This window comes from Achromobacter sp. (assembly GCF_049647645.1).
In the GTDB taxonomy this organism is placed as follows: Bacteria; Pseudomonadota; Gammaproteobacteria; order Burkholderiales; family Burkholderiaceae_B; genus Achromobacter.
Genome location: NZ_JBARYB010000279.1, coordinates 1 through 9,609, shown reverse-complemented (window position 1 = coordinate 9,609; position 9,609 = coordinate 1). Strand labels below are relative to the sequence as shown.

General features: G+C 58.0%; 12 protein-coding genes. 4 read left to right on the top strand and 8 right to left on the bottom strand.

Translation table 11 applies throughout. From position 1 onward, the window contains the following. Window positions 1-87 precede the first annotated feature (87 nt). Window positions 88-630 (bottom strand): RadC family protein, encoded by a 543-nt coding sequence (gene radC / locus WBB14_RS32285; protein WP_424243377.1) that lies wholly within the window; start codon window positions 628-630, stop codon window positions 88-90. Window positions 631-1,026: 396 nt separating this feature from the next. On the opposite strand from radC, the gene WBB14_RS32280 reads away from it, so the two are divergent. The 3 genes from WBB14_RS32280 to WBB14_RS32270 are packed head-to-tail and all read left to right on the top strand — an operon-like array spanning window position 1,027 to window position 3,291. Continuing rightward, a complete protein-coding gene (locus WBB14_RS32280) occupies window positions 1,027-2,169 on the top strand; it encodes a toll/interleukin-1 receptor domain-containing protein (protein ID WP_083960882.1) in 1,143 nt (380 codons plus the stop codon). Between the two features lie 2 nt (window positions 2,170-2,171). Then, window positions 2,172-2,759, top strand: a complete 588-nt coding sequence (locus tag WBB14_RS32275; RefSeq protein WP_028838252.1) for a hypothetical protein — start codon at window positions 2,172-2,174, stop codon at window positions 2,757-2,759. Between the two features lie 46 nt (window positions 2,760-2,805). Beyond that, on the top strand, window positions 2,806-3,291 hold the full coding sequence (locus WBB14_RS32270; protein ID WP_083960883.1) for a TIR domain-containing protein: 486 nt from the start codon (window positions 2,806-2,808) through the stop codon (window positions 3,289-3,291). A 3-nt stretch (window positions 3,292-3,294) separates the two neighbouring features. On the opposite strand, the gene WBB14_RS32265 is transcribed toward WBB14_RS32270, so the two are convergent. The 4 genes from WBB14_RS32265 to WBB14_RS32250 are packed head-to-tail and all read right to left on the bottom strand — an operon-like array spanning window position 3,295 to window position 6,199. Next, window positions 3,295-3,969: a uracil-DNA glycosylase gene (locus WBB14_RS32265; protein WP_083960884.1), complete on the bottom strand. Its 675-nt coding sequence runs from the start codon at window positions 3,967-3,969 to the stop codon at window positions 3,295-3,297. Next, window positions 3,966-5,102, bottom strand: a complete 1,137-nt coding sequence (locus WBB14_RS32260; RefSeq protein ID WP_028838254.1) for a nucleoside triphosphate pyrophosphohydrolase family protein — start codon at window positions 5,100-5,102, stop codon at window positions 3,966-3,968. The genes WBB14_RS32265 and WBB14_RS32260 overlap by 4 nt, the downstream gene beginning before the upstream one ends. Before the next feature lie 3 nt (window positions 5,103-5,105). Beyond that, window positions 5,106-5,732 carry a hypothetical protein gene (locus WBB14_RS32255; RefSeq protein WP_083960885.1) on the bottom strand — a complete coding sequence of 209 codons (627 nt, stop codon included), beginning with the start codon at window positions 5,730-5,732 and terminating at the stop codon, window positions 5,106-5,108. Then, the gene (locus WBB14_RS32250) at window positions 5,732-6,199 is read right to left on the bottom strand and encodes a TIR domain-containing protein (RefSeq protein WP_028838255.1); all 468 of its coding nucleotides are present in this window, start codon (window positions 6,197-6,199) and stop codon (window positions 5,732-5,734) included. The genes WBB14_RS32255 and WBB14_RS32250 overlap by 1 nt, the downstream gene beginning before the upstream one ends. Before the next feature lie 268 nt (window positions 6,200-6,467). Between WBB14_RS32250 and WBB14_RS32245 the strand changes: the two genes are divergently transcribed. Beyond that, a complete protein-coding gene (locus WBB14_RS32245) occupies window positions 6,468-6,851 on the top strand; it encodes a helix-turn-helix transcriptional regulator (RefSeq protein ID WP_028838256.1) in 384 nt (127 codons plus the stop codon). Between the two features lie 14 nt (window positions 6,852-6,865). On the opposite strand, the gene WBB14_RS32240 is transcribed toward WBB14_RS32245, so the two are convergent. The 3 genes from WBB14_RS32240 to WBB14_RS32230 are packed head-to-tail and all read right to left on the bottom strand — an operon-like array spanning window position 6,866 to window position 8,987. Next, window positions 6,866-7,390, bottom strand: a complete 525-nt coding sequence (locus WBB14_RS32240; protein WP_028838257.1) for a helix-turn-helix transcriptional regulator — start codon at window positions 7,388-7,390, stop codon at window positions 6,866-6,868. Between the two features lie 4 nt (window positions 7,391-7,394). Then, complete coding sequence (locus tag WBB14_RS32235; protein ID WP_083881241.1) at window positions 7,395-7,670, bottom strand: hypothetical protein; 276 nt, start codon at window positions 7,668-7,670, stop codon at window positions 7,395-7,397. A 60-nt stretch (window positions 7,671-7,730) separates the two neighbouring features. Next, a complete protein-coding gene (locus WBB14_RS32230) occupies window positions 7,731-8,987 on the bottom strand; it encodes a tyrosine-type recombinase/integrase (protein WP_028838258.1) in 1,257 nt (418 codons plus the stop codon). Window positions 8,988-9,609 lie beyond the last annotated feature (622 nt).

Here is a 9,609-nt window from a genome sequence, read left to right as displayed (position 1 = left end):
CCCCGCAGGTGTCCTCCATCAGTTTGGAATGCTGTCCGCCTTCAGCTTGGAACGGTGTCCGCCATCACGCTGGAACACTGTCCGCCATCAGCATGGAATCGTGTCCGCCATCGCGTGGAATACGCAGAGCAGGCCACATTCGGCGAATGACGTAGTGACTGCGCCACCCACGACGATGTGATCCAGCGTGCGCACGTCCACCAGCGCCAGGGCCTCCTTGAGGCGCTGGGTCAGGACCCTGTCGGCCTGGCTCGGCTCGGGACTCCCGCTCGGATGATTGTGCGAAAAGACCACCGCTGCCGCGTTGAGCCGCAGGGCCTCCTTCACCACCTCGCGCGGATACACCGATGCCTGGTCGATGGTGCCGCGGAACAGTTCCACATACTCGATCAGCCGATGCTGGCTGTCGAGGAACAGCGCCGCGAAGACTTCGTGCCCGAAGCTGGCCAGCTTGGTGCGCAGGTAGTCCTTGACCAGCGCCGGCGAAGTGAACAGCGTTCCGCGTGGGTTCTTCAGATCGATGACCTGGCGTGCCGCCGCCAGAATCTGGTCCGCCGACGCCTGCAGGTAACGGCCCTGCGCGTCACGCACCAGCAGCGAAGAATCGAGAGACAGAGAAAGTTGCGACATGATCGTGCTCCGGTTGCTCAGGCGGAATTGCCTGGAACCGGCCGCAACACGGCGCAGCGCAAGCCGTCACAGGGTCGAAGACGGCTACGGCCGCAAGCGCCAAAGGCGCGCAGCCCTTGACGGCGAGAACGCCGTGATACGGTGAAGGGAACAGCAAGACCGCCCTCCCCGCCCACGCTGACTGACTGGGCAAGCGGAGCGCGCAGGCCTGACCAGGCCGGAGGCGTCAGCGATGGACGCCCGTAGGGGCGAGATGCCAAGAGCGGCTCGATGCGAAGTACGACAGCGCGTCCCGTTCGGGGACGCCCTGAAATCGGGTATCTTTAGAGCCAACAGATTCCCGAATTGGGTCTCGCCCGGTCTGATAGTCAGAACACCGCAATTGCGAGGAAAGGCATGCCAGCGCTATATCAACTTGCCCTGCTCGGCACCCCAACGGCAGCTCAAATTTCCGAACTTGAGGAAGTTGTCGGAAAGGCTGTCGGCATGTTCAATTTGCGGTTGGGGCATGAGATTGGATGGGAGGTTTGTCCCGATGAATTCAATCCAGACCAACAGCGATCGTCTGCGGCGGCATTTTTCGGAGGTCATGAGCCTCCCCTTGCGAATGTGGCAAGGCTCCTGGCGCGAGGCATCCCGCTGCTCCCAGTCGCCTCTGACATCAATCGAGTCGGCGCAGAAATCCCCGCCTTGCTGCAACCGCTCAACTGCTTGGCATACACCGCTGGCGGGGCGCAACGTGTCGCAACTGCTTTGCTGGAATGTGCAGGGCTCCTTCCTCGACAGCGCCGGGTGTTCGTAAGCTATCGGCGGGGCGAGGCTAGGGAAGCTGCCTTGCAGTTGTTCGATGCGCTGTCTGCTCGGCTATTCGATGTGTTTCTCGATACACATGGCATTCCACCTGCTGAAGATTTTCAGACCATGCTATGGCATCGGCTTTGTGACTCGGATGTCCTGCTGATGCTCGACACCCCAGGATACTTTGAAAGCCGTTGGACGAGTGCGGAATTCGGCCGCGCTCTGGCCAAAGGCATCAGCGTCTTGCGGGTGGGGTGGCCGGATACAACGCCTTCTGCGCGTACGGCGACGGCCAGTCGGGCGGAACTGCTACCCGAAGAAGTCGATCCGGCGACCGGACGCATCGCAGACGGCGCGGTGGATCGCATCTGTCTTCAGTTGGAGGAAGTTCGCAGCCAGAGCCATGCGGTTCGCTCTGTCAATCTCGTGAGCAATCTGCGCAACGCTATTCAAACAATCGGCGGCCAAGTTGTCGGAGTGGGCGCCAACAGAGCTGTTTATGTCCAACTGCCGGATGGGCGGAATGTAGTTGTTTATCCAACAGTCGGAGTTCCCACGTCAACTACATTGCACGATGCGTCTACGAATTCACCGGAACAATCCGTTGCCGTTGTCTACGATCACGTAGGCCTGCATCCTAGGTGGCTGGGCCATCTGGACTGGCTGGGTCAGCACATTCACTCCGCCAGGTGGGTTAAAGCCAGCGAGGCGGGTTGGCAATTCGCTGACTGGGCGGCGTAGCCATGAGCGCAATATTCCTCTCGGCCAGCGTGCCACTTGTTGGACGTGGCACCTACCACGAAACTGCCAATCCATTTCTCATCCAATGTGCGGTGAGAGAACTGGTCATAGCAGTCATTCGCCAGCACAAGATCGTCTGGGGTGGGCATCCTGCGATTACCCCGATGATTTGGAGCATATGTGAAGACTTGGGCGTCGATTACTCGCAGTCTGTCGTCTTGTATCAGAGCACGTTCTTTGCAGATGTGTTCCCTGAAGAGAACAAGCATTTCCAGAATGTAGTTTTCACTGACGCTGTCCCCAATGACAAGGCGGCGAGCTTGCTTGTCATGCGTGAAAAGATGCTCTCGCGTGCGGACCTAAGCGCTGCTGTGTTTATTGGTGGAATGGATGGGGTAGAAACCGAGCATGAGCTTTTCAGGCGATTCCATCCTGCAGCCAAGGTGCTCCCGGTGTCCTCGCCGGGCGGAGCGGCGTTGAATCTAGCCAAGGACCATGGCTATTTCACCGGTGAAGCGCTCGTTGATGTGGACTTCGCTCAGCTCTTCCATACGCACCTGGCGGTGCCCTTGGCTGGCAAACCAAGTTAATTCATTTCTCGGCGCTGGCCTCTAGAACATCAACCGAGGATTGTTCATGCCACGGAAAGTCTTCTACAGCTTTCACTATCAGCGCGACAGTTGGCGCGCCTCCAAGATACGCAATATTGGCGTTGTAGAGGGCAACCCGTCAGCGACCGATAACAAATGGGAAGAGGTGAAGCGAGGCGGAGACGCCGCGATCAAGCGCTGGATCGACGACCAATTGCAAGGGCGGACTTGCACCATTGTTTTGATTGGCACGGAAACGGCAAATCGCCCCTGGATTCGATATGAGATCGAGCAATCATGGAACAGCGGAAAGGGGCTCTTGGGGATACGTATCCACAAACTGCTGGACCACAACCAGCAACCATCGGTGGCGGGGGAAAATCCATTCGATTCATTTACCTTGAATGACGGTAGAAAACTATCCACCGTCGCCCGCGTCTACGATCCGCCAGGGACCAGCAGTAGCGCGGTCTACACCTCTATCAGCGACAACTTGTCGAACTGGATCGAAGCAGCGATCGCCGCGCGCTAGAAGTCAGAGCACTTCGTCAAACAACGATCCGGTACTCATGGGGTACCCATAGAGTTCCGAGATTTGCGACTGGAATTGTGTCTGTCCACCGTAGCTGGGGTGCCTCACGCAAATCACCGGCACAGCATCTGTGATGCGATGAGCTGCAGCGGCGGCATCGTTGCCGATGGCGACGATGCGAGAAGGCTTCAGCAGGACAATGAGTTGCTGGAGCAGTTCTTCGCCTGCTCGCCTTTCTTGCGCGTTGTGCTGGCGGTTAGTAAACGGATCTCCGGATTCATGCGGATGAAGGGGAAAGACGTTCCAAAGGAAGATGCGAGCATCAATGTGTTCCAGCATGCCCCATATGACCGCCGCAGTTCGCTCGGCTACAGCGCTTCCTATCGTGGGCCGCTCTGCGACCAGATCGAGATTCCAGCGCTTAGCGTGCTGGCCCATGTGCACGTCATCAGTCAGGGCTAAACCAGTACGGCGCCCTCCGCGATATCCGAGATCCCTTCCGATCCAGATGGCATCTACAGACTCCTCGGTTGCACGACGCAGCATGGCGGAGAGTGCTGCAGCGCGGCGCCGTGGCGCATCGCGCCGATCATGGACTTCACATCGATCCGAATACGGATTGAAGCAGTCTTCGAATTGCAGCGAAGCAACTGCCTCAACGAATGGATGGATCTTCATTTTTCGGACTCAAGTGACATGTATTTGATGGTGCGTTGTTCTCGGTTTCCAATGATCCAGCCGCCTTGATTTGCCTTGAGCTGTCGGAAAACAGCATACCCTTCCAGGATAGCTTTTTCCCAGAGCTTCAGCGGGCATTTCTCTACTTCATAACCGCTCACAAACTCGCCGATGGTTTTGAGAATTCCGAGTGAGACTTTCTCCTGATTCTCGAAGAAATTCAGTTCTTTGGCTCTTGAAAAAATCCAGGCAGCAACTCCTTCCTCAACGACGATGGCTCGGCCACTGTCCTGCTCTTCATCGAATTTCGGATTGCTCTTCCGCTTGTGCCTGATCAATGCCCGCATCACGGGCGACCAGTGAAGGATCGCCGCGTTAGCAAAATGGAAAACGTCATGGAACCGGTAGCCATCGCGGTCGGCAATGTTGTCAGTCAAAGGGTCTCCAATGAACACTCCATTCCATTGGAGATAGCTTTTGCCACTACCTCGTTGGTTGACGCGGATTCTGAATTCTCTGGGCAACTGTTCCTCGATTCCAAATTTACTATCGAAATCAAGGTCAAGCAGATCATCTGCTTGTGGCTCCAAGAACGCACCGCGAGCTTTACGAAGGTTGGAGCGAGCCACTTCCGAAAATGCTAGCTCGGCCGCATGGATTGCATCCAAGTAAGCCCGTGCGAACGCGACCAATTCAGTGCGCGCAGGGGTACTTCCCAATAGCGCTGCGGCTGACTGCCCCAAACGTACAAGAGTAGTGTCTAACGATGCAGGCGCAGCAATAGGCACTGCGATATAGGCCATTGCACCTTCGGCGATATCACTTGCAGCACCAACATTCTTGAAATTTCCGTGATTGGCCGCTTCCCCGAAGATCTCATCGAGAGGAACATTCAAGCGCCTGCAGATTGCAGCCAGGTACCAAAGGGTGTCGCCAAATTCTTCTTCCGCAGCTTTCTTAAAGCCAGGGTATGCCGATTTGTCACGAACATGTTTTTTAACCGTGGCCATTATTCCGCCAACTTCTCCGTACAGTCCTTGGAGAACCGGATTGAAGTCGCTCGGATTGAGCACGTCCGTGGCTGCAATTTCTGCAGCGTAATCCGAAAGCAAGAGGGAGCCTTCCTTTTTCATCGGTCACCTGCGAAGCGTCAGCCATTCAAAGGGGGCGCCTTGGTAGCCGCTCACGGCCAAGCTGCGTATCCAATGCTCAAGATTCGCGACCAATTGCGCATCGTCAAAGGTGGTGAGACCTATTCCAGTTTTACATAGAGGACGTCCCTGCTGATCATGCAACTCATTGGGAAACTCAGGCCCCTCCCCCCCAAAATATACGAAATCGTTGCTGATCAAAACCCTGTTGACGCCCGTATCACGAGCAACGTGATCAGGGTTCAGAGAGCCATCAGGGCGGGAGTGGAACGAATCGCGCTGTTGCCAAGCAGCCCCAGCCGCAACTCTGAAATAAATGTTGTCCCCGCAACTTTGCTTCCGACTGCCATTGCGGTACGGCTTCTTGGATTCAAAACGCGGGTCTCGGCCGTACTCGTCAAATGTCATTGCCTCGGTGACCCGCATCGCATAGACCAGGTGCCCACCGCGTCGAACACTTTGATCATTGCTTCCGCTGCCAACCACCCAATCACCAATGTTGGCGCTTCTTCGGATGCTGGGTTTGCAAGTCGCGAGCGTGCAGTAGCTGTAAAAGGGGTTGGGCGCAAAACCACTGTCGTACCGCACGACATAGGAGTGAATACGTGCCATCAGCAGGGATGCCGCTTGAGTGGAACCGGGTCGCAGGCACCGCCGTCAGGCTTTTCCCACGAATCCTTTCCGTTGATCGCGTCGATGATTGAATCACCGTTCCACCCAACCAGTGCGTCCGCATGTTCTTTCAGCGCATCCGGCAGGTCGCATTCCTTTTCGCCATGCTCCCAAACACCAACAATGCGCTTGCCCTGTTTGGCCGCGTATTCGATTTCCCAGTTCACCCAATCGCTGTTCTTGGTTTGGGGTGAGACATAGCAAATGAACACCCCAGCCCAATTGATGGCAGGCGCAAGGATCTGCGTCTTGATGTAGTGCTCATCAGTGGCATTGTTGAACTTTCCTGTGTGGATGGAGGAATCCCGGACTTCCACCCCCTTCGGCGCCAACAAATCCTTGAGCTTCTGGAGCCCATGATCGTCCTTATGGACATGGCTGATGAATACGTTCCTTTTGTCTGCCACCTGTCACCTCCATGGTTTCGCATGTTTTGATGGATCGTAACCGGGTTTACCGCCGGCGTGGTAGGGGCTCCTGGCCAGCTTGAGGTCGAACTGCTGCCGGACGGGCCGAGAGTCAAAATCCATCGCTTTGGGCGAGGCGAAGCGCGCTGGTTGGGACATGACGCTTAACCGAGTGCGCACGAAGCCGTAGACCTCCTATGCCCTCCTACGCCACAACAGGTTGTGCCGATAGGTACTGAAATTCACCATATCGCCATGCAGCGTATTCATGGAGTTCGAGGTGAAAACCCTATCGCACCTATCCAATGTGCTCGAGGCCGTCCCCGGCCAGTCTCTCCCTTTGCCTGGGACGGAGGCCTACGAGGCGCTGCCACAGTTCCCCAAGCGCAGTCCACTTCCATTTCGGCGCACCATCCGCCGTCATGAGTTGCGTCAGATCGTCCCCTTGGCCGAAACGACGATCTACGAAATGGAGCGTCGCGGCGAGTTCCCTCGGCGTTTCAATCTGACGCCGCGCTGCGTGGTGTGGGACCTGGCCGAGGTGGAGGCCTGGATCGAGGAGCGCAAGCAAGCCCCTCGCATCAGCGCCGCCAAGCCGGATGTCCACCTGCGAAAAACCCGCCCTGTTCGGGCGGGTTCCGGTCGGGAATGAGGCTGGCGACGGCCTCATTCAACGAGAGCTTCCAGCTCGTCGGAAGCTGAGCGCGATAACCGCCGCCCCTCCTTGACCACGTTGACCTGCAAGGCAACGCACGCCACCTCCAGAACGTCCATGGCCAGCGAGTAGCTACCCTTTGCCTGCAGCCAGGCCAGCACATCCGCCAAGTGCCAGATCGACGCGCTGCCCTCATGCACCGGCGCTGGGAAGCTGCCCGGATGGGCCAGCATCAGCTTGCGCATGTTCTGCCGCGACACGCCCACGATGTCGGCCACGTCGGTCAGCCCAACCAGATCCGGTGCGACTTCGATCAGCCTGGCCGCTGGCACCGCGCTCCGCACGTCGGCCAACGCGCTGCGCACAGCCGCGTCCGCACTGTCCGCCTCTCGGGTGAACTCCAGCGCGAGCCGCCCCGGCTGCCCGATGCCGACCAGGGCATCGTCGCACCCGGCCTCGCCCAGACGCTCGACCAGTGCATCCGGGTCACGGTCATCGTCGGTGAGTTGGTATTTCAGGGTGAAGGTGTATTCCATCGTGCTACTCCTCGGCATCGTCGGCTGCCTCCTGCTGCTTGCGGTGCGTCGTGCAGTTGTCCACGACTCGCCGCAAGGCACGCGCATGGTTGCCAGGGTTCTTCGGCGTACTCCACACGCTGGTGATACAGAACTCGCCGCAGCGACACTCCGCATCGTTGTACGGACAATAAATCCGCCCCCAGGCGTGGCTGCCACCGACTTCCACACGCCAGCCCTGCCCTTCGGCGTGCCTGAGTGCTTCCTCGACTTCTTTCTTCGGATGAGAGGACCGGGCCATCAACAGTCTCCAGTATGAGAATACTTACCAAGGTTGTCAAGTGACAACCTTGGTCCTGCTTCAGGCCATTGCGCTCAACACCGGCACGATCACGTTGTCCGGCATCAGCTTCGGCACATAGGTCTGCCCGTCGATCCAGGCATCGACCATGTTGGCCCACTCCTGCAGCATGTGGCGCCGCTGCTCGGCGTACTCGGCCTTGTTGTAGATCGAGCGCGAGGAACGCCCTTCTTCGTGCGCAAGGCACTTCTCGATCCAGTCTCGGTTGAACCCGATCTCGTTGAGCAACGTCGAACCTGTGCGGCGCAGATCGTGGACGGTGAACGGCTCCAGCGGCAGGCCTGCGGCCTTGGCCCGCTGCGCCACGATCTGCGTGACCCGATTGAGAGTCGCGTGAGACATGCAATGGTCTGAGTCGTAGCGCGATGGCAGCACAAACTTCGAGCCGGCCGCGCAAGTGTGCAGTGCCACCAGAATGTCCAGCGCCTGGCGCGACAGGTAGACCACATGTGGGTTGCGCCCCTTCATCCGCTGCTTCGGGATGGTCCAGGTCGCGTTCTCGAAATCGACCTCGTCCCAGGTGGCCTCGATCAGCTCGCTCTTGCGTACCAGCGTCAGCAGGATCATTCGCAACGCCAGCCGGATGGTCGGATAGGTGGCCACCGACTCCATCTGCCGCGACATCAGACGGATCTCCAAGGGCGACAAGGCACGGTCCTTGGGCACGAAGGTCGCAATCGACGCAGCGCCCACGTTGGCCGCCGGGTTGTCCACCTTCTCCCCATGCAGGATGGCGAAGGCATAGACCTGCTTCACGATGTCGCGAATGTGCACCGCGGTGGCCGGGGCGCCCCGCCCTTTCACCTTGCCGCACAAGGCGCGCAAGTCGTCGGCGGTGATTTCGTTGAGCAGGCGGTTCTGGAAGGCCGGCAGGATGTCCCGATCGACGATGCTCTTGCGCATCGCTCGCGTGGTGTCGGCCATCCGGGCACCGGCCATCCACTGGGCGGTCATGTCGCCGAAGTTCTTGGCGGCGGTCAGGCGGCGCTTCTCGCGCTGCTTCTCATGCGCCGGGGACTTGCCCTGGGCGACGGCCTTCTTGGCGTCCAGCAGCTTTTCGCGGGCCATCGCGAGCGAAATGCCGGACGGCCCATACCGTCCAATGGTCAGCGTCTCGCGCCGGCCGTTGAGACGGTAATCGTAGCGGAAGGTGACGGTACCGGTGGTTGATACCGTTACGTACATGCCGTCGCGGTCGGAAGCCTTGTAAATCTTGGACTTAGGCTTGAGATTGCGTAGTGCGGTGTCGGTAAGCATCGAGGTTTTTCCTCCTGTTCATGACGGCTTTTACCGTCAGGGGTCAGGAGACCTGCTGATGCTCGGAAAGCCGCATGAAACAAGCTTTCCTGAGGAGTGATTTACCGTCAAAGACCGGTTTGGTCTGGATAGTAAACGGGAGGGTCTTAATCCGGCCTCCGGTTTCTACCGTCACCTCTACCGCCAATCCGTTTTGCTGGTCGGCGATAGCCACCGATAGCTGTCGTGACGTATTTCTTTCTAAATCAACACGTTACGCCAGTTTTTCGATAGGTCACGATAGTCCCCGAAAGACCTGATTTCACTCCCACTCGATCATCTATAATCATAGAAACGTGTTAAACATCAATAGCTTACAATCAAAACTTCAACTAATGCCATGAACAATGCCATGCTCAGATCAAGAGGATGAACACTGCCTTCGCTGGTGACGGGCAATGGCCTCCTCCAGGGTCTCCCCGGGCTGCCATCCGTACAGGTCGCGGACGCTCTTCGTGGGGTCGCCTCAGAAAACGGAAAATAAAGCACGCTAAGCCGGTTGCAGCGGTCGTAGCGGCCTGAACTTGCCCGCGCCGATCTTGGCGCTGCTGCGCCAGAGGTAATCGCCGGTGAGGTTGATGTG

What these genes read in the sequence shown, in the direction of transcription:
- WBB14_RS32240 (WP_028838257.1), bottom strand. Translation starts at nt 7,390, where the DNA reads ATGGAATACACCTTCACCCTGAAATACCAACTCACCGACGATGACCGT.
- WBB14_RS32245 (WP_028838256.1), top strand. Translation starts at nt 6,468, where the DNA reads ATGGAGTTCGAGGTGAAAACCCTATCGCACCTATCCAATGTGCTCGAG.
- WBB14_RS32270 (WP_083960883.1), top strand. Translation starts at nt 2,806, where the DNA reads ATGCCACGGAAAGTCTTCTACAGCTTTCACTATCAGCGCGACAGTTGG.
- WBB14_RS32265 (WP_083960884.1), bottom strand. Translation starts at nt 3,969, where the DNA reads ATGAAGATCCATCCATTCGTTGAGGCAGTTGCTTCGCTGCAATTCGAA.
- WBB14_RS32260 (WP_028838254.1), bottom strand. Translation starts at nt 5,102, where the DNA reads ATGAAAAAGGAAGGCTCCCTCTTGCTTTCGGATTACGCTGCAGAAATT.
- WBB14_RS32280 (WP_083960882.1), top strand. Translation starts at nt 1,027, where the DNA reads ATGCCAGCGCTATATCAACTTGCCCTGCTCGGCACCCCAACGGCAGCT.
- WBB14_RS32235 (WP_083881241.1), bottom strand. Translation starts at nt 7,670, where the DNA reads ATGGCCCGGTCCTCTCATCCGAAGAAAGAAGTCGAGGAAGCACTCAGG.
- WBB14_RS32275 (WP_028838252.1), top strand. Translation starts at nt 2,172, where the DNA reads ATGAGCGCAATATTCCTCTCGGCCAGCGTGCCACTTGTTGGACGTGGC.
- WBB14_RS32230 (WP_028838258.1), bottom strand. Translation starts at nt 8,987, where the DNA reads ATGCTTACCGACACCGCACTACGCAATCTCAAGCCTAAGTCCAAGATT.
- WBB14_RS32255 (WP_083960885.1), bottom strand. Translation starts at nt 5,732, where the DNA reads ATGGCACGTATTCACTCCTATGTCGTGCGGTACGACAGTGGTTTTGCG.
- radC (WP_424243377.1), bottom strand. Translation starts at nt 630, where the DNA reads ATGTCGCAACTTTCTCTGTCTCTCGATTCTTCGCTGCTGGTGCGTGAC.